Annotated in this window: 25 protein-coding genes and 1 riboswitch; of the genes, 7 read left to right on the top strand and 18 right to left on the bottom strand. The window is 60.9% G+C overall.

Annotated elements, in window-relative coordinates:
* Window positions 1–336 precede the first annotated feature (336 nt).
* A complete protein-coding gene (locus Q355_RS0105030; protein ID WP_027876790.1) occupies window positions 337–990 on the bottom strand; it encodes a sigma factor-like helix-turn-helix DNA-binding protein in 654 nt (217 codons plus the stop codon).
* Window positions 991–1,117: 127 nt separating this feature from the next.
* Here Q355_RS0105030 and Q355_RS0105025 point away from each other — a divergent pair, with 127 nt between their 5' ends.
* From Q355_RS0105025 to Q355_RS15390, 3 genes are all read left to right on the top strand, one after another.
* On the top strand, window positions 1,118–1,474 hold the full coding sequence (locus Q355_RS0105025) for a hypothetical protein (protein ID WP_245597492.1): 357 nt from the start codon (window positions 1,118–1,120) through the stop codon (window positions 1,472–1,474).
* Window positions 1,475–1,940: 466 nt separating this feature from the next.
* Window positions 1,941–3,326, top strand: coding sequence for an HD-GYP domain-containing protein (locus Q355_RS0105015; protein ID WP_027876788.1), 1,386 nt, complete (start codon window positions 1,941–1,943; stop codon window positions 3,324–3,326).
* Between the two features lie 17 nt (window positions 3,327–3,343).
* Complete coding sequence (locus Q355_RS15390; RefSeq protein WP_245597491.1) at window positions 3,344–3,826, top strand: DUF5317 domain-containing protein; 483 nt, start codon at window positions 3,344–3,346, stop codon at window positions 3,824–3,826.
* Between the two features lie 72 nt (window positions 3,827–3,898).
* Here the strand turns inward: Q355_RS15390 and Q355_RS0105005 are convergent, their stop codons facing one another.
* The 10 genes from Q355_RS0105005 to Q355_RS16660 form a co-directional block, all read right to left on the bottom strand.
* Window positions 3,899–5,011, bottom strand: coding sequence for a Fic family protein (locus Q355_RS0105005; RefSeq protein ID WP_027876787.1), 1,113 nt, complete (start codon window positions 5,009–5,011; stop codon window positions 3,899–3,901).
* Between the two features lie 320 nt (window positions 5,012–5,331).
* The gene (locus Q355_RS0105000) at window positions 5,332–5,742 is read right to left on the bottom strand and encodes a GNAT family acetyltransferase (RefSeq protein WP_027876786.1); all 411 of its coding nucleotides are present in this window, start codon (window positions 5,740–5,742) and stop codon (window positions 5,332–5,334) included.
* A gap of 51 nt (window positions 5,743–5,793) precedes the next feature.
* A complete protein-coding gene (locus Q355_RS0104995) occupies window positions 5,794–6,189 on the bottom strand; it encodes a hypothetical protein (protein ID WP_027876785.1) in 396 nt (131 codons plus the stop codon).
* Window positions 6,190–6,316: 127 nt separating this feature from the next.
* Window positions 6,317–7,480, bottom strand: a complete 1,164-nt coding sequence (locus Q355_RS0104990; protein ID WP_027876784.1) for a zinc-dependent alcohol dehydrogenase — start codon at window positions 7,478–7,480, stop codon at window positions 6,317–6,319.
* Window positions 7,481–7,588: 108 nt separating this feature from the next.
* Window positions 7,589–8,464: a methylenetetrahydrofolate reductase [NAD(P)H] gene (gene metF / locus Q355_RS0104985; protein ID WP_027876783.1), complete on the bottom strand. Its 876-nt coding sequence runs from the start codon at window positions 8,462–8,464 to the stop codon at window positions 7,589–7,591.
* Window positions 8,454–9,722: an O-acetylhomoserine aminocarboxypropyltransferase/cysteine synthase family protein gene (locus Q355_RS0104980; protein ID WP_027876782.1), complete on the bottom strand. Its 1,269-nt coding sequence runs from the start codon at window positions 9,720–9,722 to the stop codon at window positions 8,454–8,456. The genes metF and Q355_RS0104980 overlap by 11 nt, the downstream gene beginning before the upstream one ends.
* Before the next feature lie 43 nt (window positions 9,723–9,765).
* Window positions 9,766–9,914: riboswitch (SAM riboswitch) on the bottom strand.
* Window positions 9,915–9,978: 64 nt separating this feature from the next.
* The gene (locus Q355_RS0104975; protein ID WP_027876781.1) at window positions 9,979–10,956 is read right to left on the bottom strand and encodes a DHH family phosphoesterase; all 978 of its coding nucleotides are present in this window, start codon (window positions 10,954–10,956) and stop codon (window positions 9,979–9,981) included.
* Between the two features lie 80 nt (window positions 10,957–11,036).
* Window positions 11,037–11,795 carry an ABC transporter permease gene (locus Q355_RS0104970; protein WP_027876780.1) on the bottom strand — a complete coding sequence of 253 codons (759 nt, stop codon included), beginning with the start codon at window positions 11,793–11,795 and terminating at the stop codon, window positions 11,037–11,039.
* Entirely contained in the window at window positions 11,773–12,585 is an 813-nt protein-coding gene (locus Q355_RS15385) for an ATP-binding cassette domain-containing protein (protein ID WP_169735535.1), read from the bottom strand. The genes Q355_RS0104970 and Q355_RS15385 overlap by 23 nt, the downstream gene beginning before the upstream one ends.
* Window positions 12,586–12,635: 50 nt before the next feature.
* Entirely contained in the window at window positions 12,636–12,920 is a 285-nt protein-coding gene (locus Q355_RS16660) for a hypothetical protein (RefSeq protein WP_156941870.1), read from the bottom strand.
* A 255-nt stretch (window positions 12,921–13,175) separates the two neighbouring features.
* Here Q355_RS16660 and aroA point away from each other — a divergent pair, with 255 nt between their 5' ends.
* On the top strand, window positions 13,176–14,456 hold the full coding sequence (aroA, locus tag Q355_RS0104955; protein ID WP_027876779.1) for a 3-phosphoshikimate 1-carboxyvinyltransferase: 1,281 nt from the start codon (window positions 13,176–13,178) through the stop codon (window positions 14,454–14,456).
* Window positions 14,457–14,563: 107 nt separating this feature from the next.
* On the top strand, window positions 14,564–15,211 hold the full coding sequence (gene cmk / locus Q355_RS0104950; protein ID WP_027876778.1) for a (d)CMP kinase: 648 nt from the start codon (window positions 14,564–14,566) through the stop codon (window positions 15,209–15,211).
* A gap of 347 nt (window positions 15,212–15,558) precedes the next feature.
* Here cmk and Q355_RS0104945 read toward each other — a convergent pair whose 3' ends face one another.
* The 3 genes from Q355_RS0104945 to Q355_RS0104935 all read right to left on the bottom strand — a co-directional run bounded on the left by Q355_RS0104945 (window position 15,559) and on the right by Q355_RS0104935 (window position 20,550).
* A complete protein-coding gene (locus Q355_RS0104945) occupies window positions 15,559–16,842 on the bottom strand; it encodes a 2-oxo acid dehydrogenase subunit E2 (protein ID WP_027876777.1) in 1,284 nt (427 codons plus the stop codon).
* A gap of 62 nt (window positions 16,843–16,904) precedes the next feature.
* Complete coding sequence (aceE, locus tag Q355_RS0104940; protein WP_027876776.1) at window positions 16,905–19,625, bottom strand: pyruvate dehydrogenase (acetyl-transferring), homodimeric type; 2,721 nt, start codon at window positions 19,623–19,625, stop codon at window positions 16,905–16,907.
* Between the two features lie 253 nt (window positions 19,626–19,878).
* Window positions 19,879–20,550 (bottom strand): hypothetical protein, encoded by a 672-nt coding sequence (locus Q355_RS0104935; protein WP_027876775.1) that lies wholly within the window; start codon window positions 20,548–20,550, stop codon window positions 19,879–19,881.
* A gap of 76 nt (window positions 20,551–20,626) precedes the next feature.
* On the opposite strand from Q355_RS0104935, the gene trmB reads away from it, so the two are divergent.
* Window positions 20,627–21,547: a tRNA (guanine(46)-N(7))-methyltransferase TrmB gene (gene trmB, locus Q355_RS0104930; RefSeq protein WP_027876774.1), complete on the top strand. Its 921-nt coding sequence runs from the start codon at window positions 20,627–20,629 to the stop codon at window positions 21,545–21,547.
* Here the strand turns inward: trmB and Q355_RS0104925 are convergent.
* Window positions 21,544–21,948: a bacteriohemerythrin gene (locus Q355_RS0104925; RefSeq protein ID WP_027876773.1), complete on the bottom strand. Its 405-nt coding sequence runs from the start codon at window positions 21,946–21,948 to the stop codon at window positions 21,544–21,546. The genes trmB and Q355_RS0104925 overlap by 4 nt on opposite strands.
* Before the next feature lie 49 nt (window positions 21,949–21,997).
* The gene (locus Q355_RS0104920) at window positions 21,998–22,957 is read right to left on the bottom strand and encodes a Stp1/IreP family PP2C-type Ser/Thr phosphatase (RefSeq protein ID WP_027876772.1); all 960 of its coding nucleotides are present in this window, start codon (window positions 22,955–22,957) and stop codon (window positions 21,998–22,000) included.
* Window positions 22,958–23,081: 124 nt separating this feature from the next.
* Between Q355_RS0104920 and Q355_RS0104915 the strand changes: the two genes are divergently transcribed.
* A complete protein-coding gene (locus tag Q355_RS0104915; protein ID WP_027876771.1) occupies window positions 23,082–23,315 on the top strand; it encodes a hypothetical protein in 234 nt (77 codons plus the stop codon).
* A gap of 3 nt (window positions 23,316–23,318) precedes the next feature.
* Here Q355_RS0104915 and nth read toward each other — a convergent pair whose 3' ends face one another.
* Together nth and proS are read right to left on the bottom strand one after the other, a co-directional pair.
* Entirely contained in the window at window positions 23,319–23,954 is a 636-nt protein-coding gene (gene nth / locus Q355_RS0104910; RefSeq protein ID WP_027876770.1) for an endonuclease III, read from the bottom strand.
* 129 nt (window positions 23,955–24,083) lie between these two features.
* Window positions 24,084–25,517 (bottom strand): proline--tRNA ligase, encoded by a 1,434-nt coding sequence (proS, locus tag Q355_RS0104905; RefSeq protein WP_027876769.1) that lies wholly within the window; start codon window positions 25,515–25,517, stop codon window positions 24,084–24,086.
* Between the last annotated feature and the right edge of the window lie 99 nt (window positions 25,518–25,616).

Raw genomic sequence — 25,616 nt, 5'->3', positions numbered from 1 at the left:
GTTTAGTAAGGGGTGGAAAACGGCAGGAAGAACAATCTGATTTTTAGCGTCCCGGACACGTAAATTGCGGGTCATCCTAGCGTTATACAGAACGCCTCGGAAAGAGTCTTATCACTTTGACACGGTAGGGGTCGTTGGTTCGAGTCCAATCGCGCCCACCAGATCCAGATGCCCCCTTATGCGGTTTTGCGTAAGGGGGCGTTGGTTTGTCCGGGTTCGATCGCAGCGAGGTGCGCGTTTTCAGTACGAGAGGCGCAACAAGGGTTTAAGCATGCGCCCCACAGAAGCTTTTTGTTTGAGGTGGGCCAAAGGACTGGAGCTGTTGTCAGGGCCTGCTCATGCGGGTTGGGCACTCGCAAAGCGGAATGGGTACTCGTCGGTTAGCTCGGCCTGGCCTTCGTTCACCAGCTCGAGCATCAGCTTCATCAGCCGTCTGCGCGACATGGGAAAGCGGGCCTCGAGGTCGTCATAGGTGAGGGGGCTCTCGCGCAATGCTGCCACCACCGCTGCTTTTAGCTCGACCCACTTGCCGGCCCTCGAGCCCCGATCCTCGCCCAGCAAGCGTGCTATGGCCCTATCGCGCAGGGCGGTGGCCTCGGTAATGCTCAGGCCCAGCTTTGGGGCCAGGTCGGCCACCGGCTCGCCCCTGGCGTAAGCCAAAACCAGGGTAGGCTCGGGCTCAGGTAGCTCCTTGACAGCAGTCTCGAGCGGCACCCCAAGACGGTGCTCAACCGCCAGGCGAAAGCGGCGACCCTGTACTTGTGCAGGCGTATCTTCTTCCTGGAGCTTTTTTAGGGCCCGAATCTCCACCTGGCGCACCCCCTCCGGGGTCAGGTTGAGCCGCTGACCAATGGCCCGCAACGTTTCGCCCGTAGCCCTTGCCAGCAAAACCTCGCGCTCGAGCGGATAAAGCTGCTCGAGATGATCGGCCAGCCGACCTGGGGAAATACCTTTGCTTAAAAAGTATTGTCCTGGGGTTTTTTTAGGCATCTATAAACGCTCCACTGTTTTAGATTATAATGACTTATCTGGTGCCACAACGCAGTTTGTGCACCCCCCAATCAGATTGCTTTTAATCGCTTGATAAACACCGTCGGCAAGGCATTAGACAAAGCAGATGCATATGAGGCAAAGCGCCATTCTCATCATGACCTCCGAAAGCGGCGCCCACCAAGGGGTGCGCTCGGCCACTTCCAGCCCCGGCTGGATCAGGCTTTATCAGGTTGACGACTGCTACTTCGACCTTAGCTACAGCCAAGAGGGCCAGCAGGCCCTGCTGGCCGGGCAGTTGCTACGCGAGGGCGGAGCCCCTTTTAGATCGGCCAAAATAACCCTGATAAGCCCCGAAGGAACCCCCCTGCAAAGCGCAAAGGTTTCGCCCAAAAAAGGTTTTCGCATGTTTGTGGGCGATCTAACCGCACACCGGCTCGAGCTCACCCTCGACCAGACCACCTTCGATGTGGCCCTATCTTGAACCCACGGCTGCTGTCCAGAGCAGCCTTTTTGTTTGCCCAAAGCCCAGCCGCGCCACGTAACGCCTGGCCGCCTTTTTTGGTGCAAAAATCACAGCCTGCCTCGCAAGGGGTGTCTACACTTAGGGTGTCTACTTCGGTAGGCAAGACAAAATTGAGGTATATTGTAATGTAGGCACATTCTAAACCAAGTGCACGTATCCCTGTACGCATTGACCGTACAGGGGGTCGTGGGGTATTGTCTTCCACAAGGCCGGAAGTCAAAAAACAAAAGCGCTTCCAAGCCGTCTAGGAGGAGATAAACATGAAAAAACTCGCCTTCAAAATCATGACCCTGGTTGCCGCCCTGGTTGCCCTGGCCGTTGCTGCTGGCGCTGGCACCAATTGGGAATAATCACGTAACGCTTGTGCGGGTGCGGATGTGCAATTCGCACCCGCTTTTTTTTGTGCCCCCTTTAGACTGGGGCAGTGAAGGTTTCGCTGCCGCCGCCCCGCATCCTGCTGTTCATCCTGGGCCTGCTGGTGGTCTTTTTCGGCCTGGTGTTTTTTTTATCCAGGCTTCCAGCGGATGGCTATACCCTAAACGCCCTCGACCTGGCTTTTTGGGCTGGGCTGGTATGGCTGGCGAGGTGGACAATCGTCAAGTTGCCCTTAGGGGCTACTATGTCACATGCTTTTGTGGTGAACCTCGCCGCCGTAACCCTCTTTCCTCCCTGGCTGGCCCCGGCCCTGGTTTTTATCTTCAGCATTAGCAAAAACTTTGGCAAACCCGACTACCCCTGGTACAAAGATCTATTTAACAGAACACAATCGGCCCTGGCCACCGGCCTTGCGGCCTGGGTCTGGTGGGCGTCGCAAACGCAGTTGAACCTTGACCCCCACCTGCGCGAGATAACGGGCATCCTTGTAGCATCCCTTGTGTACTTTCTGGTCAATGTAGGCACCGTCACATATGTGATTCACCTGGCCAGCGGGGCCAGTCTGCGCAAGGTGTGGTTCGAAAACTATAGCTGGCTCTGGATGAGCTACCTGGTGCAAGCACCGGTGGCCTTGCTGCTGGCCAAGGCCTACCAGACGCCCCTGATTGCGGGGTGGGGTGGGTTTACGGTGCTGCTCATGATGCTGTTGCTCTATTTCTCGAGCTTTTACTGGGACGAAAAGGTAAAGGTCGAGGAGTCTTTCGACGACACTATCGAGGTGCTGGTCTCTACGCTGGATGCCAAAGACCCCTACACAAGGCTGCACTCGGAGCGGGTGGCGGCCATTGTCAAAAGCATTGCAGAGCGGATGGGCTTCGACGAGCACGATGTAAAGCGCATTACCTATGCAGCCCGCATACACGACATCGGCAAGGTGGCCATCCCGGACTCTATTCTGCTCAAGCCCAGCAAGCTGACCGAAGAGGAGTTTGAGCTCATCAAAACCCACCCCAACAAAGGATTGGAGGTGCTGAGCCCCATGAAGCACCGCCTGTCTAAAGAGGTGCAGGGGGTTATCATGCACCACCACGAGCGGTGGGACGGCAGTGGCTACCCCGGCAGGCTCAAGGAGGAGGCCATTCCGCTTTGGGCACGCATTGTCGCGCTGGCCGATGCCTACGAAGCGATGACTGCGGGCCGGGCCTATAGCCCCGCCAAAACCCCCCAGGAAGCCCTGAATGAGATAATTGTGCAGGCGGGGCGGCAGTTCGACCCGCAGGTGGTAAAGCACTTCGAGGCCCTGTGGCGAGAAAATCTCATCTGGAAAGATCGGAAGGAGTTTTTACGACGCTATACCTTGCCAGCGCACTCATCGGAATCGCCCTCGCTCTCGCCCTCCGAGCCAGCCTCCGCGACATCGCCAACCTCGAGCTAAAAGTAGCCTGGGTCTTCGTGGTGGCGGCGGGGCTCGAGGGCAGTCTGGCCTACGCCACCTCGCGCGGCCTGATCGCCCCCAGCATTGCAGGCCCTGTGGCAAAAACCCTGGTGCTGCTGCTGGTGGGATACGGGTTGTGGGTCAACACCCACCTGCGCGGGCTATGGTTTGTGGGGCTCGGGCTATTGTGTAACGCACTGGTTATTTTCGCCAACAAAGGGCATATGCCCGTTAGCAGCGAAGCGCTGTACAAAGTAGGGATGGAGTCTTACCTGCCTAAACTCCAAGAGCAGTACGACGCGGTACATACCCTGATGACCAGTTCCACGCCGCTTTGGTTTCTGGCCGACGTGATTCCGGTGCGCCTACTGGGATATACCAACGTGATTAGCCTGGGGGACGTGTATCTGATGGTGGGCATTGTGCTCACTATTGTGGGCGGGGCTTTGGCAGCCAGGCGTAAAGCCCAGGAAGATTTGGAGATAGATTTGAGTTTCTAGAGCGCTCTTCATCGTCGTTGAGCCCCTCACCAATGGGAACCGCTCTAAGTCGAGTGGTTGCTGGATGTCACGCTAGCGGGTATTGGCAGTGTTTTGTACCACGGCGTCGAACAGACTGGTGGCCTGGCCTGCTTGGCTTTCGCGGATGGGGGGGAAGTGTTCCGGGGTTTGGGCCGGGGTATCCTGGGTTCCCAGGAAGAGCCACGGGTGGCTTAGCAAACCGGTGCGCCGTCCCTGTCGCTTGAGCACAATCAAACGCCCGCGCTTACGCCACTGGTATAGCGTGCCCCTATGCACGCCCAGCACCTTGGCTACCTCCTCCAAGTCCATCAAAGGGGTTCGAGCTGCCAGGGTTAGGGCAATGGTCTGATCCAGACGGGGCAGCATACCTTCGAGCAGCAACTGCTCTAGCGGGGTAAAGTCCCCTTCCTCCAGTCGCTCCAACAGCTGGTGCGGCTTCGGGGGAGGAAAGCCCCGGTGGAAGCCCCGGTCGGCCGCCTCGAGGGCCTGGTAGTAGACATTGCGCTCGCCCTCGCTCAATCCCTTGATCACAATGGGTACGTAGCCTTGGTTGATCGCCAGGTAGCACAGCAGAATCCGTCCAGCCCGTCCGTTGCCGTCCTTGAATGGGTGTATGGCCTCGAAAAGGGTGTGTGAGCGAGCCAGGGCTTTCAAAATGGGGTACTTATGCAGAAGCTCCAGCGTCACCCGCACGAAAGCCCGCATGTACTCTTCCACATCGTAGGTAGGCGGACTTACCCTGGCCCCCTGTATGACCCGAGCCTCACCCCCCGTCGCAAAACGCCCCCTGTCGGGTGCAAGCTCACGCCAGAGTTCGCTATGGATGTGGCGAATCAGCGCCAGGTCGAGGTGCGTCTGGCCCTCGAGGTGGTATTGCAACGCCAAGTCGTAAAGGCTTTGTGCAGTGCGAAAGTAATTAACGATCTCGGGGCCACTCCTGCGCCCCTGAAGCACGGCCTTAAGTTGCTGCTCGGTGGCAAAATGCCCCTCGATGGCTAGCGAGTGGCGGGTGTCCTCTTGCAGCATGTACAACCACTCCTCGTTGCGCACCGATAGCAGCCCTGCCGTAAGCCCGCCCAGCCGATCCAATAGCGCTTTGCGCTCTGCAACTATGTCAGATGGGTCAAACCCCAAATCGGCCAATTTGCCCTTTTTTATCGACATTATCTCATTGTAATATGAAATTGGGATTCCCGCCAATCTGACAAACACAATGGCCCTTATACCGGATTCAAAAAGATAATCTTCAAACAAAAAGCGCTAAGAGGCTATCTTTTTGAATCCTAGAGCACTCCCTTCGGTCGGGTTAGTTCGTCACCGTTCGGTGACGAACTAACCGAATCTGGTATTACCTGGTTGTGAAAAGAGAGCAAAACCCAGCAGCCCCACCCCTTCTCCCACAGCACATCAGCGGAACCGAGGCCGCCAAACCTGCCGGTTCGGGTTCCTGTGTTCTACGCTGCAGCGATGGAGCCAGACCTGGTTCAGCTCAGCCACTTCTCCATAAAAATGAGGTCGTCGCGGCGGTAGCCCAGCCGCTCGAAGAAGTCCTGGGCTCCGGCGTAAGAAGGCTCGACCAGAAGGTTGAGTTTCTGGCAGCCTTTGGCTTTTAGGCGGGCCTCGAGCTCCTCCATCATCCGCTTACCCCAGCCCTGCCCCTGACCAAAGGGATGGATGGCCATGTGGTACAGCCAGCCCCGCCGCCCGTCGTAGCCTGCCAGCAAAGCCCCCAGAATCTGGCCGTCCTCCTCCACCACCAAAAACAAGTCGGGGTCGCGCTCGAGCTTTTTTTGCAGGCCCTCAAAGCTATCGGAGGGGTTTATTTCCAGGCCCGCATTCTGCCAGAGGGCCAGCACGCTGGAGTAGTCGGCCATACGGAATTCGCGGATGGGCATAGTGCCTCCAGACTAGCGCAAAACCCCGTGCCAGCAAAAGGGCAGCAGCGGTTAAGGTTTGCTGGGGAAAAGCGTCTGGGCCATCTGGGCCAGCGGCTCCAGTTCGGGGTGCTGCTTAGCCAGCATGTCTGCCGCAGCGCTCAGGCTCTGGCCTTTGGTTTCGGCCTCGAGGGCCCGCTGGCTCCATTGCTGCCATTGCTGTTCAGCCTGGTAGGCCCGGGCCTCGGCCTGTTCGGCCCGGGTGCGGTGCACCTCCCGCCCAAAAAAATACCCCGCCGCCGCAAAGGCAATGGCCTCAACCCCAGAAAAAAGGTAAAGGGCCCGGTTCCAGGTGGTTTCGCTCGAGCTCAACAGGCCAAACATGTAGACCAGCAAAACCCCAAATCCCACCAGCACCAACACCCCAATCCAGACAATCGCTCGATCCTTACCATTGTCTCCAGTCATAAATCCTCCCGTCCCGGGCCGGCACAATCTGCGGGAAACTGCTTGCTGTGCTGCAAATACGTGGGCAGGTAACTTGGTTGCGGGGATGGCCTGGAGCGCTGAGCAGCCACCCGGATTGTTGGCGTGGCTATGGCTTAAACACCACCTTGATACCCCGCCGCCTGACCGCGGTTTTGATGGCCTCGGGCCAGGCTTCCAGAGCAAACTGGTGCGTAACCATCTGCTCCACCCCGCTCATCTCGGGCAAAAGCCCAACCGTCTGGGCAAAGTCGTCCCAGCTGTAGGCATAGCTTCCAATAAGCCCAACCTCGCGGAACCAGTAGGGCGAAAAGTCGTGGAAGGCCGTGGCGGGGGCACCCAGCAGCAAAACCCGCCCCCCCTCTTGCACCGCCCAGCTGGCTTCCTGCAGTCCCGCAGGCGAACCCGAGGCTTCCACCACCCCCTCAAAGCCGCCGCGCCAGGAGAGCGAGCCCAGGATGCCCCGGTAGCGCCTGGCCTGGGCAGCTTGCTGGGCTTCCTGGGTCGAGGGGAAGACCTGGTTGGCCCCAAACAGCCGGGCCAGCTCAGCCTGGCGGGGGTGGCGGGCCACGGCAAACAAAGGCCCCTGAAAGCCCAGTACCCGCAGCATTTTGACGGCCAGCAGGCCGATGGTTCCGGCTCCAATGACCAGTACCTGGGCGGGCCAGTCCATGCGCTGGGTGTGCGGGTTTGCGCGGGATCTGGCCTGGGACCTGCCCTCACCCCAGGCCTGCCGCAGCCCGTGCAGCACCACCGCCGCGGGTTCGGTCAGCACGGCGCGTTCGTCGGGCACACCCTCGGCAATGGGAAAAATGCGTTCGCGGTGGGCCACCATGCGCTGGGCCCAACCACCTCCCAGGTCTTTGCAAAAGCCCAGCATACCAGGGCCAAAGTTGCCCTCGGCCACGTTGAGGCAAAGGTGGTCATCGCCCCTGGCGCAGGCCGGGCAGTCCGGCAGACCGCGCTCGAGGCAGGCCAGCACCGGATTGACCGCCACCCGTACCCCCCCCAGCTCGGCCAGAATTTCGTGCCCCAGCACCGCCGGAAAAGAAAACATGCCCGAGAGGGTGGGGGCTTGTTTACCATACAGCAGGGCCAGGTCGCTGCCACAGATGCCCGCCAGCCGCACCTTTAGCCGCTCGAAACCCGGGGGGCGTTCTGGTTCAGGCAGGTTTGCCAGTTGAAGGGACAGGGCCCTGGGAGGATACCGCTTGCCCAGTAGCTTGGCAGCCACATAACGGGGAACCGAGGGGGTAAAAAGCAAACCGCGCATGAGTACCCGCGAACCAGTGCTCAGGCGGGTCAGGCTTTGGGTAGCTGGGGCCGCTGTCGAGGTTTGCATGCCCCTTCATTTTGCCCCCAAATGTGTCCTGGCGAAAGGTCACCGCAGAACCATTTGCAGGTTTTGCATCACCCGCCGGGTAGCGGGCGATTTGTTGAGGGTGTAGAGGTGAATGCCCGGGACGCCCGCCTCGAGCAGTTCCTGGGCCTGACGGGTGGTGTGCTCGACCCCAATTTCCAGCACCTCCTCGGGGCTTTGGGCCCGCTCGAGGCGCGAGAGCAGCGGCCCCGGGATGCTAGCCCCACACATATCCATAAAACGGCGAATCTGGGCCAGGTCGGTAATGGGCATCAAGCCCGGCACGATGGGCACCTGAATCCCGATGCGGCGGGCCCGCTCCACGAAGCCAAAGTACAGGGCGTTATTGAAGAAGAGCTGGGTTATCACCAAGTCGAGACCGGCCTCCACTTTTTGCTTGAGGTTTTGCAGGTCGGCCTCGAGGCTCACCGCCTCCGGATGCCCCTCCGGGTAGCCCCCTCCGGCCACGGCGAAGCGGTCGCCAAACTCGGCCCGAATCAGGGCGATAAGCTCGGAAGCATAGCGAAACCCTCCGGCCACCGGCTGAAACTCCCGCGCACCTTTGGGGGGGTCGCCCCGCACCGCCATGATGTTTTGCACCCCCACCCGGGCATACTCGTGCAGTATGGTCAAGAGCTCCTCGCGGGTGCTGCCCACACAGGTCAGGTGGGCCATGGCCACCAGACCCACCTCGTTTTGGATGCGCCCCGCCCACTCGGCGGTTTTGGCGCGTTCGCCGCCTCCGGCCCCGTAGGTGATGGAGACAAAGGCGGGCTTCAGGGGCTTTAGCTCGTGCAGGGTGCGAAACAGCGCGGCCTCGCCCTGGGGGGTTTTGGGCGGGAAAAACTCGAAGGAGAAGAGGGGTCGGCCGCTTTGCAGCAGGGTACTAACCTTCATGGCCCACCTGCTCCACTGCCCGGAGGCCCGCGGCCAGCATCTGCTGGAGGTCCTGGGGGCTTTCCAACCCCACCGAAAGGCGAATCATCTCCGGCCCCACCCCCGCCGCCCGGCGGGCTTCTTCCGGAATGCGGCTGTGGGTGGTGGTCCAGGGGTGCACGGCCAGGGTGCGGGCATCTCCCACGTTGGGGGCCTGGAGGATGTTCAGATGAGCCAGGAAGCGGCTGGCCCCTTCCATACCCCCCCGGATTCCAAAGGTCACGATGCTGCCAAACCCCCCACGCAGGTACTGGGCGGCCCGTGGATGGGCCGGATCACCGGGCAGGCCCGGATAGCGCACCCAGGCCACCTGGGGCTGGGCCTGGAGCCAGCGGGCCAGGATTAGGGCGGTCTGGCTGGCCCGCTCCAGGCGCAGCGTTAGGGTTTCCAGGCCCTGAAACAGCAGATAAGCATTAAAGGGCGACAGCACCATTCCACCCAGCGACAGCCCTAGCTGGCGCACCCGTTCCAGAAAACATCGCGGGCCGAACTGTTCCCAGGGAATTTTGCCCTGGGCATCGGGGCTGGAAAACTGCGGGTAGTGCTGCCAGAGGGCGGTCTCCCGCGAGAGCACCGCACCCCCCAGAATCGAGCCGTGCCCGCTGGCCCACTTGGTCAGGCTGTGTACCACCACATGCGCCCCGTGCTCCAAGGGCCGGGCCAGCGCCCCCACCGCGCCAAAGGTGTTGTCCACCACCAATGCCACCTGGAGCTCCTCGCAAAGCCGGGCCAGCCCTTGCAGGTCGGGGAGCTTTAGCGAGGGGTTGCCCAGCACCTCCACGAAAACGGCCCGGGTCTTCTCGTTCAAAACTGCGCGAACCGCCGCTACCTCCGGCTCCACAAAGTGCACCCGAACCCCCATCAGGCCGAATACCTGATTCAGGAGGCCCACCGTGCCGCCAAACAGGCCGGGGCTGGCCACCACCTCGTCGCCCGAGCGCACCAGGGCCAGCAGGCTGGCAAAGCTGGCGGCCTGGCCCGAGGCCAGACACACCGCCCCCAGCGCCCCCTCCAGGGCCGTTAGGCGGGCCTCGAGGGCCGCCACCGTGGGGTTCTGGATACGGGTATAGGTGTAGCCCTGGTTGGTGGCAAACTTGTAAGCGCCGTCTTCCAGGTCGGTGAAGCCGTAGGCCGCCGTGGCATAAATCGGCAGCCCCACCGCGTGGTAGGGGTCTTGGGCGGGAAGCCCGCTTAAAACAGCCAAGCTCGAAAAATCCATGCACCCTCCTTCAGTTCTGCTCGAAGAAGGGCCACTGTCCCTTCTTCCATCTTTCCCCTGGGGTCTTTGCTGTGCCTAGCGACACCGGGGCGGATTTGGCACCAAACGCGGGGTTTTCTCGGTAATGGGCGATAGCCCCCGCAGGTTGCCGCAGCTTCGTCGGGCCGTTCCCTCCGCTGCTCTGGATAGAAGAACCGCTTACCCTGGCCGGGTAAGGTTCTATGCAATGGTATGTGCTGAAAGATTGGGCGTCAAGCTAGATATAACCCACCCGCTTGAGCTCTTCTTCCACCGCTGCCAGCACCTGCCGGTAGGCCTCCTCGAGGGTCACCCCCCGCAGGGTGGCCCCCGCCGCCGGCACGTGGCCGCCGCCACCCAGCCGCACCGCCACCGCCTGGGCCGAGACCCCGCCGCGGCTGCGGATGCTGAGCTTTACCCCCTCCTCGCGTTCGCGCAGGAAGACCGCAATCTGGCTACCCTCGGCATAGCGGATGATGCCCACAAAGTCGTCGGAGTCTTCCACGCTCACGCCCGAGGGCATGTGGGCCGTTACCAAAAGACCGCCAAAGTGAAACCCCACCGTGGAAAGCACCGCTCCCATGGCCTTGAAGTAGCCCACCGGACGCCACTGTAAGCGGTCGGTCAGTTCGGCCAGCTTCACCCCGTGCCCCACCAGCTCGGCAGCCGTGTGCAGCACCTCCGGGGTGGTGTTGGCAAAACGGAAGTTGCCGGTGTCGGTAATCAGGCCGGTCAGCACCGGGGTGGCAATTTCGGGCGTCCAGCTTACCCCCAGCGCGTCAATCAAGTCTTTGACGATCTGGGCCGTGGCCGCTTTGGAAGGGTCCACCAGCGAAAGGTAGCCAAAGCGCGGATTGGTGCCGTGGTGGTCAATGTTGATGACAAACCCCTCCACCGGCGCCCCCGCAACGCGGCTTGGTTCGGCCGAGTCCAGCACCACCAGGGTGGCCCCCTCCGGCAGATGATCCACGGGGTCGCTGTACTCGTCTTCCCGAACCAGAAAACGCAGGAAGCGCGGAGGGTCGGCAATCCAGGTGACCTTTTTGTCCAGCGCCTTCAGGGCGCGGAATAGGCCCAAAGAAGAGCCCACGGCATCGCCGTCGGGATCCACATGCGAAACGATGATGATGGGGCCCTCGAGCTCGCGCAAGGTGGCCGCAACGGTTCGAACCTTTTCCCGGTAGCGCGGCTCAGGAGCATTGTGCAAAGCATCCATGCCGTCACTATACCGGACAGACTGAGCGCAAAATACCCCAGGGGGCGTGCTAGCGCGCCCCCAGGAGCATCCTCCGCATATCACCGGCTCATGGCAAAACCCCGCCGCAAAGCGCGACGCAGGCAGTGGTTAAACAGGGCCAGGCCAAAGACCAGCATGAACACAGACTGCACCACCAGCGCCATCAGGGTCAGCTCCCACTGGCCTCCGTTTTCCAATCGCCGAATGGTCTCTATGCCCAGCGACAAGGGCAGCCCCCAGGCCAGGGGTTGGATGAAGGCGGGAAGCTGACTAAGCGGCACCACCGCGCCACTCAAAAAGAGCAGCAGGTACTCCAGGGCGTTGGCATAGCCGATGGCGTTCCGGTATATGAGCAGAATTCCACCCATAGCCAACCCCAGCCCGACGAATCCAGCCAGACTAACCCCCAGGGTGAGGAGCATTCCTCCCCAGTTGTAGGTGAAGAGGTCAGTCAGAGAAAAGCCAAACAGCAGCGCCATGCCCAGGAACAACGGCAGCGCAACCACGGTTTGCTGAGCCAGGTAGTTCAACAACCGCACCACCAGCACCAACGCAGGTTGGGCGGCATGAAGGTACATCTGCTCGAAGGCTCCGCTGGTGGACTCCTCCCAGATGTCCGTGGATATTTTGGAAAGCGGGATGCTCACGTACTGCCAGAAGAACAGGGCTAAAAGACCCGAAAGGGTGGCCTGGCTCAGCAGGGAGACCACCCAAAAAAACCCAGCGGTAATGAGTACCTGGTTGATCAGGTTGCCAATCCACATCTGCCGGTAGAACTTTAGCTCCGCCCAGAACCTAAGCCATTCGGCCCTCCACACGATCCACCTCCTGCAGCAGATGTTCCAGTATGGATTGATGAAGCCTTACCTGGCGTACCCGCTGGCTATCCAGCAGACCCAGTTCGCGCAGATCAAGTTTGAGCCTGACCAGCCCGTCCTGCTGTTCCAAGGTCTCGCCCACTGTGGGCTGGCCCTCGTACCAGACCTCCACGAACTGCTTGAGCGCGTATTTTTTGCCGAGCTCGTGCAGCCGGCCATCGGCCCTGACCTGGCCCTGGTGTAGCAGAACCACCCGGTCGCAGACGGCCTCCATAAAGCCCATCTCGTGCCCGGTTAGCAAGACCGCGTTGCCCTGTGCAGCGTAGCGCCGCAGCGCGGAGCGTAAGGTGGCCACACTCTTTACATCCAGTCCGGCGCTGGCCTCGTCCAGCAGAAGCAGCCGGGCCTCCTTCAAATAGGCCAGGGCCAGGCCCGTTCTGCGCTTGGTTCCAAAGGAGAGCTCGAGCAGGGGTCGCTCGGCAACCAGTAATAAATCGGCCAGATCGAGCGCCTGGGCTACCCGGGCCTCGAGGTTCTTGATTCCCAGAAGATGCCCGTAGTACAGCAAGCACTGCCGCGGCGTCAGGAACTCCGAAAAGCTCGGCTGGCCCTCTTTTAGTAGGGCCACGGCGCTTCGAACGGTGGCCGGGTGGAGGGGTCTGCCCAGCAGCTTTATCTGGCCTTCGTCGGGCTCGAGCAGACCTGCCAGCAGTTTTATGAAGGTGGTCTTGCCCGCCCCATTGAGGCCCAGCAGCCCCACAATTTCGCCCCCATACAAACGCAAGCTCACCCCCCGCAGCACCTTGCGAGGGGGATACGCTTTATGCAGATCGCTTACCTCTACAACAGGGTCGTTTGCAGGCGCAGGGTCTCCTGGTAGAGGGCTTTTGCGTCTTTCGTAGGATTCACCCACTGGAATTTCTCCTGGATTAAAACAGGTAGTCTGAAAGCTTCGATCCTCCTTTGATAATCCGGAAGCCGCTCCGTCAAGCCTTTAGCAAAACGCCCTCTGCCTAGAATTGTCCGGTCATTAGCACTCACATGTTTGTACTCGACTTCCCAGGGCAGAACCTCATCCACATTGAGGAGACCTTCGTAACTACCATTGAACGTATTGAAGCACATCAACACTCCTGAATCAACAAACCGTACGTCACCTGCGGTGTAGATGAGGCCTTTGGCTCCAAGCGTGTATTCGGTAATGGCTTCTCATAGGCGAAAATTGAAACGCCATCGGGAGTAAGGAGATGTTTGCACTTCCAGGATCTACATGCCACAGGGGAAAAAGTACCTGGGAGACAGTTGAACAGAATCTCACTCTCAGACACTCTGGGAAGCGCGTCAATTTTCCCACCAAAGGCTATAATCCCGGTTGGACCTATGGAACGGCTCATCTCCCCTACCCATTCCCTCAAAGGCACCCTGCGCGTTCCCGGCGATAAGTCGGTCACGCACCGGGGGCTTATGCTGGGTGCGCTGGCCCAGGGCGAAAGCACCCTCTACTACCCGCTTAAGGCGGGCGACACCCTCTCCACCGCCCAGGTGATGCGCCAGTTGGGGGCCGAGATTACCGAGCAGGGCGAGCATTTTCGCATCAAGGGGGCGGGCCTGCGGCTCAAGGAACCCGACGACATTCTGGACTGTGGCAACGCCGGCACCCTGATGCGGCTGGTGGCAGGGCTCTTGTCGGGGCAGGAAATCTTTGCGGTGCTCACCGGCGATGCCTCGCTGCGGCGGCGACCCATGGATCGGGTTACCATCCCATTGCGCCAAATGGGCGCGCGCATCGAAGGCCGCGAAAACAGCAAGCTGGCTCCGCTGGCCATCCGGGGCGGCGGGCTGCGGGGTATCCACTACGAGCTGCCGGTGGCCAGCGCCCAGGTCAAAAGCGCCATTTTGCTGGCAGGGCTCTTTGCCGAAGAGGACACCGAAGTGGTGGAGCCCGCCCCCACCCGCGACCATACCGAGCGGGTCTTTAGGCACTACGGCCTGCCCCTCGAGCTCGAGGGCAACCTGATTCGCACCCGCCGGGCCGAACCCTTCGCCGCCAAAGACCTGACCGTTCCGGGCGATTTCAGCAGCGCGGCCTTCTTTATTGTGGCCGCCCTCATCACCCCCGATTCCGAGATCACCCTCGAGGGGGTGGGCCTGAACCCCACCCGCACCGGGCTGCTTACGGTGCTCAAAGCGATGGGGGCCGACCTGAGCTGGGAAGTCACCGAGGGGCAGGACGGCGAGCCGGTGGGCTGGATCCGGGCCCGCTCCTCGGCGCTCAAAGGGGTGGCGGTAGACCCCAAACTGATTCCCCTGATGGTGGACGAAGTGCCCATCCTGGCGGCTGCGGCGGCCTGGGCCGAGGGCGAGACCTATATTCCGGGCCTCGAGGAACTCCGGGTCAAGGAGTCCGACCGCCTGGCGGCCATCGCCAAAAACCTGCAAAACCTGGGGGTGCCGGTCGAGATGGGCCCCGACTGGCTTAGGATTCGCGGGGGAAGCGTGGCCGGGGGCGGGGTGGTCGAACCCTTCCACGACCACCGCATCGCCATGGCCTTTGCGGTGTGTGGTCTGCCCAAAGGGGTCACGGTGCAGGACGCCGAGTGGGCCAGTATCAGCTTTCCCAGCTTCTGGCAGGACTTAGATCGCCTGGCTGGCCGGGAATAGCCGGAAGCAGTTGCGTTTCGATAAAACCCCTCTCGCAGCGCTCGGCTGTGCCGAACCGCATGGCCCACAAAAGGCCGCAGCCCTCGCTAGGAATCCCCTGCTCGAATATGAACGAGATCATCACCATAGACGGCCCTTCCGCCTCGGGCAAAACCAGCGTAGCCAAGCTGGTAGCCCAGCGCCTGGGCATTCCCTACATCTCCAGCGGCCTGCTGTACCGGGCCGTGGCCCTGATGTGCTTGCTCGAGAATGCCTCTGCCGAGGAGATTGAGCATCGGCTGGAAAAGCACCGCCTCGAGCTAAAGGCCACCCCCACCCAGAACCTGGTTTACCTCGACGGGCACGAGGTGAGCCAGGCTTTGCACAGCCTCGAGGTAGACCAGATCGTCTCTGCGGTAGCGGTGCGCCCGGCCATCCGCGAGTACGTCAATCAGGTGCTGCGCCAGATTCCGCCCCCCTTCGTGGTAGATGGGCGCGACATGGGCAGCACGGTGTTTCCCCAGGCCCGCTACAAGTTCTACCTCACCGCCAACCCCCTAGTGCGCGCCATGCGCCGCGTCCCCGAACGCGGTGCTGCCTTCGACACCGTGCTGGCCGAGATCATGCGGCGCGACGAGGCCGACAAAAAACAGAGTGCGCCCGCCAGGGATGCCATCATCCTCGACACTAGCCACCTCGACCTGGATGGGGTGGTGCGGGTTGTGCTCGAGCACATCGCCCCTTCGTCGGGGCCGCCTGAACAGAATTTTTCTTGATTTGCCCTGGCTTTCGGGTTCCCAGTTGCGCCAGGGTAGATTGGCAAAACCCGCGGAATGATACCGGATTCAAAAAGATAATCTTCAAACAAAAAGCGCTAAGAGGCTATCTTTTTGAATCCTAGAGCACTCCCTTTGGTCGGGTTAGTTCGTCACCGAACGGTGACGAACTAACCGAATCTGGTATGAGTCTATGCGTGCCTGGCGCAATTCCTAAAGCGACCCTTCGGAACAGCACCTGGGAGACACTCCCTACCCCAAGCCCAGGTTGGAGCAACCGTCGGGGCTGGCCGCGGCCCCGTGGTCTTCGCTTTGAGGCAGCCCTTTTGATGATTGTGAAGAGGGCTCTAGCCTTCAAACCCCAGCAAGAAAGGGTCTTCCAGCATCTCGGCCACAAACCGGCAGAAACGGGCCGCATCGGCACCGTCAATCAGACGGTGGTCGTAGGAGAGCGAAAAGGGCATAACGTTTCTGGGTTCGAAGGTGGCTTTTTCGGCGTTCCATAAAGGCTCAATGCTGCTACGCGAGACGCCCATAATGGCTACTTCGGGCCAGTTGACAATGGGCGTAAAGCCGGTGCCGCCAATGCCGCCCAGGTTGGAGATGGTGAAGGAAGCCCCCTGCATTTCTTCCGGGGTTAGCTTGCGGTCGCGGGCTTTGGCCGCTATCTCACCCAGTTCTGCGGCCAGTGCAATAACCCCTTTCTTATCCACGTCGCGCACCACCGGCACCAGCAAGCCGGTGGGGGTGTCTACGGCCACGCCAATGTGGATGTACTCCTTGTAAATAACTTCGTTGGTGGCGGTATCTATCGAGGCGTTGAACTTGGGAAACTGCTTGAGGGCCGCAGCGGCAATCTTGAGCAGGATGGCGGTCATGGTGACCTTGGCTCCCCGCTTTTCGGCCCTGGGGTTGATGCGTTTACGCAGCGCCTCCATCTCGGTGATGTCGGCCTTGTCGAACTGGGTCACCATCGGGATGGTGCTCCAAGCCTGGGCCATGCTGCGCACGGTGGCCCGGCGAATGCCCGACATGGCCTCGCGGCGCACCGGCCCAAACCTGCTGAAGTCGGGCAGGGTGGGCGCTGGCGCGCTGGGGGGTTGAGCGGCTACGGCTGCAGGTGCTTCTCCCAAAGCAAAGCGCCTGAGGTCGTTTTCGGAGATGCGGTAGGCCGGGCCACTGCCCACCACCTCTAAAAGGTTGATGCCCAGCTCCCTGGCCAGCCTGCGCACGCTGGGGGCAGCCGGAATCAGCCTACGCTGGCCTACCGGCGCGCTGGGCAAGGGGGCCACGCTGCGCTGGGGGGCCGGCGTACTGGAAGGCTGTGGAGAAACAGGCGCTGGGGCGGGCGTTGGAGGGGGCGTGGGCGCTGGCTTGTTTTCTGCCGCCGGTTCAGCCGCTTCACCCAGCACGGCAATTACCTGTCCGCTTTTCACCTCGTCGCCTGGCTTTACCAGCACCTTAGAAACTGTTCCCCCCTCGGAAGCTGGCGCCTCCATCACCGCTTTATCGGTTTCCAATTCCAGCACCGGCTGCCCTGCCGTAATGCTATCGCCTTCCTTGATCAAGACCCCCACCACCACAGCGGAGGAAACATTGTCGCCTAAATCGGGTAGTTTTAGTTCTGCCATGATTGCTCCCGTTGGTCGCGCTGATAGCCGATAGCTAAAGACTACAGGCTATCAGCTATTTTTTAGCGTTTGTGCGGTGCTTCCCGCTTAGGATCAATGCCCAGTGTCTTGATGGCTTCGTGGATGGTGTTGACGTTAACCTTCCCCTCGCTCCGCAAAGCCGAAAGCGCCGCCACCATCACGTGCCTGGCGTCTACTTCGAAGAAATCGCGCAGGGCCTCGCGGGTCTCGGAGCGGCCAAAACCGTCGGTGCCCAGGCTGTGAATGGGGCGGTTCAGGAAGCCCGAGACCAGGGAAGGCAGGGCCTTCATGTAGTCGGAAGCCGCCACGATGGGGCCTTCGGTGGGGTTCAGGCACTGGGCCACGTAGGGCAGCCGGGCCTTGCTGCCGGGGTTGAGGCGGTTGTAGCGGGCAGCCTCGATGGCATCGTAGTAGAGGGCCTTGTAGCTGGTTGCGCTCCAGACATCGGCGGCGATGTTGTAGGCCTCGAGCAGCTGTGCCGCCTTGATGACCTCGTTCAGAATGGTTCCACTACCCAGTAGCTGCACCCGGGCCTTGGGCTTTTTAAGCTCGCTCTTTTTGAAGAGGTACAGGCCCCGCAAAATACCCTGGCGGGTTTCCTCGCGCGGCTCAGGCATGGCGGGCTGGAGGTAGTTCTCGTTCATCAGGGTGATGTAGTAGAAGATGTCCTCGCCATCCTGGTACATGCGCTTCATTCCGTCCTGCAGGATAACCGCCAGCTCGTAGGCAAAGGCCGGGTCGTAGGCAGGCATGTTGGGCACCGGCAGGGCCAGCACATGGGAATGGCCGTCCTGGTGCTGCAAGCCCTCGCCGTTGAGGGTGGTGCGGCCTGCGGTGGCTCCCAGCAAAAAGCCCTTGGTGCGCTGGTCGCCTGCGGCCCAGACCAGGTCGCCCACCCGCTGGAGGCCGAACATCGAGTAGTAAATGTAGAAGGGAATGGTGGGAATGCCATAGTGGGCATAGGCCGTTCCGGCAGCAATAAAGCTACTCATGGCCCCGGCCTCGTTGATGCCTTCTTGCAGAAGCTGCCCGGTCTCGGACTCGCGGTAGACCGTCACGGTTCCGGCATCCACAGGCGTGTAAAGCTGGCCCTTGGGCGAGTAGATGCCCACCGAGCTAATCACACCTTCCATACCAAAGGTGCGGGCCTCGTCGGGCACGATGGGCACGATGTACTTGCCCACCTCGGGGTGGCGCACCAGCTTGGTCAGCATCCGCACGAAGGCCATGGTGGTGGAGATTTCACGTTCGCCCGAACCCGCCAGGAACTCGTCAAAGAAAGCCAGGTCGGGGGTCTTGATGCGGTACTCGCGCACCCGCCGCTCGGGGATCAGGCCGCCCAGGGCTTTGCGGCGCTCGAGCATGTAGCGCACCTCCGGCGAGTCCTTGCCGGGGTGGTAGAAGGGGGTTTTCTCCAGGTCTTCGTCGGGGATGGGAATGCCCAGGTGATCCCGCGCTTCCTTCAGGTCTTCTAGGGTAAGCTTCTTGACCTGGTGGGCCACGTTCTTGGCCTGGGCGGTGGGGCCCAGGCAGTAGCCCTTTACGGTGCGGGCGATGATGACGGTGGGGGCACCCTTGTGCTCGGCGGCGGCCTTGAAGGCCGCGTAGATTTTGCGGTTGTCGTGGCCCCCACGGGAAAGGCTCAATCGGTCAAGGTCTTCATCGCTCATGCCCTCGATCAGCTTTTTGAGGGCCGGGGTGTTGAAGAACTTCTCGCGCAGCTCCTTTCCGCCATAGGCCGCGTAGCGCTGGCTCTCGCCGTCTACCAGCTGCTCCATGCGCTCGAGCAGCACCCCTTCGGTGTCTTTGGCAAAAAGCTCGTCCCAGGCACTGCCCCAGACCACCTTGATCACGTTCCAGCCATTGCCCCGGTAGACACTCTCGAGCTCCTGGATCACCTTGGAGTTGCCCCGCACCGGCCCATCCAGGCGCTGCAGGTTGGCGTTGATCACAAAAACCAGGTTGTCGAGTTCTTCGCTGGCCGCAACCCGCAAAGCCCCTAGGGTTTCCACCTCGTCCTGCTCGCCGTCACCCAGAAAGGCCCAGACCTTGGCATTGCTCTTGGGTTTGAGGCCCCGGTCTTCCAGGTAGCGCATGAAGCGGGCCTGATAGATGGCCTGCAGCGGCCCCAGCCCCATGCTGACGGTGGGGAACTCCCAGTAGTCGGGCATCAGCCAGGGATGGGGATAGCTGGAAAGGCCCCGCCCCGGCCCGCCCAAAAGCTCGCGCCGGAACTTGCCTAGGTCGTCCTCGCTCAGGCGGCCCTCCAGATAGCTGCGGGCATACACCCCCGGCGACATATGCCCCTGGTAGAAGACCAGGTCGCGGTCGGGGGAGTCGGCCCCGCGGAAAAAGTGGTTGAAGCCCATCTCCATCAGCTCGGCAATGCTGGCATAGGTGGCGATATGCCCCCCGATGCCATCGGCCTTTTTGTTGGCCTGCTGCACGATGGCGATGGTGTTCCAGCGCAGGATGTTGGCGATGCGCTGTTCGAGCTCGAGGTCGCCCGGGTAAGGGGGCTGGTGCTCCAGGGAAATGGTATTCACGTAAGGCGTGTTGACCTTGTCGTGGATGACCACCCCGTTGCGGTAGGCGTAGTTCTCGAGCATCTCCATGAGCTGCGCCACCCGGTCGCGCCCGGCGGTGCGCAGAACATACTCCAAGCTCTCGCGCCACTCCTGGTTCTCGAGGTCTTCCAGCTTGATCTGCTCTTCGGCAGATAGGCTGGCGCGGGCGGCAATCAGTTCGCGGTCTTCAACCATGGGTGCTCCTTTGGGCCAGTAGCCGAGGGCGCGTGGTCAGATGGCCCCGGACATTCGGCTTTTGGCGGTCGTTATTTGTCATCAGCCTTACATTACAGCAGATTCTGGGCCGGCCAATCGTAAGGAAGTATGTTTTTTACAGCGTATAAAAAACTTTTATCAAATGACAAATAAAAACAGCGACAAGACTGTGTGTGATAGGGTTTCTGAGTATTTCAAAAACCGCCTGAGCATGGCCCCGGCAAGCAGCCGATTATGGCCCCAGTTTGCGCTTCAAGTACAACAGCAGGTCTTCCAGCGCCGTGCGCAAAGCCCGTTGCTCACGCAAAATAGCCTCGATCCGGTCTTCCGGGCTGGCCAGCGTGAGGGTCTTGAAAATCATGTTGGCGTTGCCACAGCGCGGACAGGGAACCGCGGGGGGCGAGCTGGTAGGGGCATAAAAGATGCGGGTGTTGTCGCGGGTGCAGAGCATATACTTGGCCCCGGCAGCCTCCCCACGCCGAATGGCCTCGGCCAGTTCCTTGGCCTCTTCGGGAGCATAGCCCAAAAAGAAGTCTCCCCCCACCTCCTCGATGGAAGGCAGCGTCTCGCGGGTAGCGGTCAGGTCGGCCTTTAGACCACGGGAAGCCGTCCAGGAGATGCCGTTCCATTTAAAGTGCCGCAGGTGGCGCTTGCGGGCCTTGTCTTCTATTTCGACAATCAGGTTGACCTCGGGGTCTTTGGGGTAGTAGTACAGGCGCACCGCCGCCACCCCACTCAAGGCCGGCTCGGGGGGCATGGTGTAAGAAAGCGGGCCGTCGGTTTTAACCCGGCTGTTGTAGCCCACCAGATTCTGTAAGTCGTAGAGGGTCAGGCCTGGATGCTCGAAGTCGCCCTCCAGAAAGGCCCGCACCTTGGCAAAGGCTTGCTCGAGGCCCACGTCCATAGCTGTTTTAAGTCTATCATCCCAATGCAAAGGCAAATATCCCAGACTTACCGGGCATCGGGTATAATGGCCCCTTGTGTTAATTCGTCTGGGCGAAACTGAATTTCCCCTACCTGAGGCACCGCAGGTACTCGAGATAGGCTTTGGTGATGGGCGGTTTACAGCCCAGGTAGCCCGCCTGTACCCCGACTGGCGAATTCTGGGGGTAGAGATCTCAGCAGGCTCGGTGGCACGGGCCCTCAAGCGCTTTCGGCGCGAGGGCATAACCAATGTGCGGGTCTACCACGGCGCAGCAGGCTTTGCCCTGCGCAACCTGGTGGCCCCTAAAAGCCTGCACCAGGTCTACGTGAACTTCCCCGACCCCTGGCCCAAGTCCAAGCACCAGGAAAACCGCTTGTTGCAGCGGAACTTCTTCCGCCGCCTGTCCACCCGGCTAGCCACGGGAGGTGCGCTCTTACTCACCACCGACCACGAGGAGTACTGGAAGTTTGCTCAGGCCGAGGGCCTGGCCAGCGGGCTATTTGAAGTCGAGACCCCCCCACCCCCGGAGCACCACCTCACCACCAAGTACGCGCTCAAGTGGAAAGAACAGGGTCGCTGGTTCTACCACGCCGTATTTCGTAAAGTTTCCGAAGACCCCACCCCCTGGCCCCCCCTTGCGAGGTATCCCATGCCCCATGCCCTACTGTCTGGTACGCTACCCGAACTCAAAAGCTTCGAGAAAACCGTGGTTCGCTTCGAGGGCGGTACGGCGGTGCTGCTCGAGGCCACCCGCACCCTTGGCCCGGAAGGCGGCTACTACTTCCACACCCACCTCGAGGAAGAAGACCTTATTCAGGATCTGCTGCTGGAGGCCCGCCCCAGCACCCACGGCCTGTACGTGGGCGTGAGCCGTTTTGGCGCGCCCTTGAGCACGGTTGGTGTCAAGGCGGCGGTGGAATGGCTGGTGGGCTGGCTCGAGGGCCAGGGACTTCAGGTGTTGCAGCGGTCGTATTAGGTGGCGTTTCGCAAGGCCACGTCAATTTTGCAGATGTGCTGGGTAAGCCAGCCAGTCAGCATGCTATGCAGGGTTTCCAAAGCGGCAACGGAAATGCTTTGGGGCGTGTGGGTACGGTTGAAATCGGCCCAGAACTCTAAAAACTTGTTATGGGCTTCCTTGTTCTTTTGCGCCACTTTGCAGCCGCGCAAGGCCATGCACAGCTCTTCGTAGGCAAAATGGGTATTCACATAAGCATCCAGAAATACGAACAAATGCTCCACTTCCTGGCGGTCTAACTGTCTGGCTTTACCTTGTTCGATGAGTTTCTCTATTCGGTTGACGTAGTCAAAAAGGTTCTTGTGCTGGCTATCGGTTCGAGGGTCACCCACTTCGTACTGGCTGCTCCATTGAATAGACATAGCCACCCCCGGGCTGCATTGTAGGAAGCCAGGAGTGGAAAGATGTCCCTTAGGTATTTGAGCGGCCAAGCTGATTAAACAATACAAACCCCAGCAGGCCAAACCACAACAACAACAGAATCACGCTGCCCCAGCGCTGCCAGAAGGTGAGTTTCTTTTCCGGTTCGACAATCTGGGTGGTGAGCACCTCGGGGTCGTTTCCACTTTGCAGGCGCACCGGCTGGCCGTTGCTGGCCTCCAGCGGCAGGGCATAGGGTTTGGGGTTCTCGGCCACCTGACTGCCAATGGTCACCACCACCGCGCTGATGTTGTCGGGCCCGCCCCAGTCGTTGGCCAGCTTGATGAGTTTGGCCACCGCCGGTTCGGGGGGGTTGGTCAGGATCATCTCGGAGAGCACCCGGTCTTCCAGCACCCCACTCAGGCCGTCGGAGCAGAGCAAGAAAACATCGCCAGGGCGCACCTTTAGCCCCACCAGATCCACCCTTGCGCTGGGGAAAGAGCCCAGGGCATTGGTGATCACGTTGCGCCAACGGTGATTGCGGGCCTCCTCCTCACTTAACAGGCCCTGGCGCACCCGGTCGGCCACCCAGGAGTGATCCTGGGTCAGTTGTATGAGCTCGCCATCACGCAGCAGGTAGGCCCTCGAGTCCCCCACATGGGCAATCAGGGCATAAGGCAGGTCGAGCCAAAGGGCCGTGCAGGTAGTGCCCATTCCCCGCGACTCGGGCTTTTGTCCGGCCTGATAAATGGCCTCGTTGGCAGCCTCATAGGCTTCCAGCAAGCCCTGGGGCGAGGGTTCACTGCGTTTGAGCACTTCGACAATCTGTCCCACGGCCATCTGCGAGGCCACCTCGCCGGTACGGTGGCCCCCCATGCCGTCGGCCACTATAAATATGCCGCCATAGGGGGTTACGACCTGGGCAACCGCATCTTCGTTGAGGGCCCGCTTGCGGCCTGGGTCGGTCAAGGCCGCTGCAAACACCATGGGTAGGCTGTCGGAGCCCGGCATACAAGGCGCATTATAGGCCACCCCAGGGGAATGTAAGGCCAAAAATCACACAGCCATTCGTTATCCTACCCAATTGCAACACTCTCATCATTTGCCTCATGGCTTTTGCCCTACCCTGGAGTGTGTGAGACAGTTCTATTTCAATCTACCGCGGGGCCCGGTTGGGGTGCTTTTGCTGGTACTGGCCGGAACGGTGGGGCTGTTTTTGGTGTTCTGGCTCATCACCACCTTGTGGGTGCTGGCCATAGGAGCCGGTATGGTCGGCGCTTTGGCCTATGGGTGGCGGCGACTTCAGGCCCGGTTGCACCGGGGCCGCTGGCGCAGGCTACCCCAGCGTATTCAGCGCTGGGAGGACTGACCCTTACCAAGCACCCTTACTCAAGCACTCGGCCCCAAGTGGGCAGCCCTCGCACTGGGGCTTGCGGGCCGTGCAGCGGTAGCGGCCAAACAAAATCAGCGCGTGGTGAACAAAAATCCATTTGTCTTTGGGGAATAGGCGCTCGAGGTCTTTCCCAATCTTCTCGGGGTCTTTTTGCTCCGACAACCCCAGCCGCCGAGCCAGCCGGGTCAGGTGGGTATCCACCGCAATGCCCGGCACCCCGAAGGCCGCCCCCAGCACCACGGTGGCGGTTTTCCAGCCCACCCCCGGCAGCTCGCGTAGGCTGGCCTTGTCTAAGGGCACCTGCCCGCCGTGCTGCTCGACCAGTCGGCGGGCCAGCAAAACGATATTCTTGGCCTTGGAGCGGTACAGGCCGATGGTTTTGATGTACGGCTCGACCTCTTCAGGGCTGGCCTGGGCCAGGGCCAAAGCGTCGGGGTAGCGCGCAAAAAGAGCCGGTGTGGCCCGGTTCACCGAGGCGTCGGTGGCCTGGGCCGAGAGCACAGTCGCAATCAGCAGCTCAAAGGGGTTGCGGTGCTCTAGCTCGGTGGCGGCCTGGGGATAGAGCGCTTCCATCACGGCCAGCACCCGTGCGGCCCGTGCCTTTTTGGCTTTCAAAGATTCGCGGGGCAGGCCCGGCCCTCCCTGTGGCTTATCCCGACCTTGGGCCGTTGGCTTTGCGCCCTGGCTGGCTTTGGAGGCTGGGCGCTTGGCCTTGGGCGGTTGTCCCCTGGACTTTGGCATCGCTTAGTAGGCCTTGGCGAATAGAATCCGCTTGCCATAAGCGCTGGGCTTACCACAGCGGATGCAGCTTCCGTGAGCCTCGAGCTCGTCGTAGGGGATGCAGCGGGTGGTGGCGGTGGTCTCGGCCTTGATCTGTTTTTCGCAGTCCTTTTCGCCGCAGTGGAAGGCCTTCACGAAGCCCTGCTCCACCTTTTCTTTGAACTCGTCGTAGCTGTCCACTTCCCAGGTGTGGGCATCGCGGAACTGCAAAGCCCGCCGGTACAGCTCGTGCTGGAACTGCTCGAGTTTTGCCGGTATCAAGCCCAGCAGCTCGGAAAGCTGCACGGTTTCCTTGCCCCCCAGGCGGCTGGCCAGCACCGCGGTTCCGGCCTCCACATCGCGCGGCCCCAGCTCGAGGCGCAGCGGCACCCCCTTCAGCTCCCACTCGTTGAACTTGTAGCCAGGGCTGTACTGGTCGCGGTCGTCGAGGTGTACCCGTATTCCAGCGGCCTTTAGCTCCCGGTAGAGACTTTCGGCGGCGGGCAGCACCAGCTCGCGGGTCTCGGCCTTGTAGATCGGCACCATCACCACCTGGATGGGGGCCAAGCGGGGCGGCAGAATCAGGCCTTTGTCGTCGCCGTGGGTCATCACGATGGCCCCCACCACCCGGGTGGTAAAGCCCCAGGAGGTGGTGTGCACATACTTGTTCTGCTGATCCTTGTCCTGGAACTGAATGTCGAAGGCCCTGGCAAAGTTCTGGCCCAGGTAGTGCGAGGTGCACGACTGCAAGGCCTTACCGTCCTTCATCATGGCCTCGTAGCTGATGGAATACACCGCCCCGGCAAACTTCTCCGACTCGGTCTTGGGGCCTTCCCAGCCAGGAATGGCGCACCACTCGCGCAGCACCGTGGCATACACCCCCGCCATCCGGCGGGCTTCCTCCTCGGCCTCTTCCTGGGTGGCGTGGGCGGTGTGGCCCTCCTGCCACAAGAACTCGGTGGTACGCAAGAAGAGCTTGGTGCGCAGCTCCCAGCGCACCACGCTGTTCCACTGGTTTAAAAGCTGGGGCAGGTCGCGGTAGGTGCGAATCCACTTGGCCCACATATACCCGATGATGGTCTCGGAGGTAGGGCGCACCGCCAGGGGCTCTTCCAGGGTTTCGCCGCCGGCCTGGGTCACGATGGCCAGCTCCGGGGCAAAGCCCTCTACGTGCTCGGCTTCCTTTTGCAAAAAGCTGATGGGAATGAAGAGGGGGAAGTAGGTGTTCTGGTGGCCGGTTTCCTTGAACATCCGATCCAGTTCGCGCTGGATGTTCTCCCAGATGGCATAGCCATAGGGTTTTACCACCATGGTGCCCCGCACCGGGCCGTAGTCCACCAGGTCGGCTTTTAGCACCACTTCGTTGTACCACTCGTTGAAATCCTGCGATTGCGGAATGAGGCCTTTGTCCTTCGCCATACCGTGACATGATACCTGTTCAAGTCAAAGACCAGCGAATTTGTGCTGAGCTCCGCACAGAACAAGGCGGTCGCGAAAGAAATTAACAAAAAATTACTT

The sequence above is a fragment of the Meiothermus cerbereus DSM 11376 genome (genome assembly GCF_000620065.1).
Taxonomy (GTDB): Bacteria; Deinococcota; Deinococci; order Deinococcales; family Thermaceae; genus Meiothermus; species Meiothermus cerbereus.
Note: the sequence above shows the minus strand (reverse complement) of the source record. Positions and strands in the feature narration are given on the sequence as shown.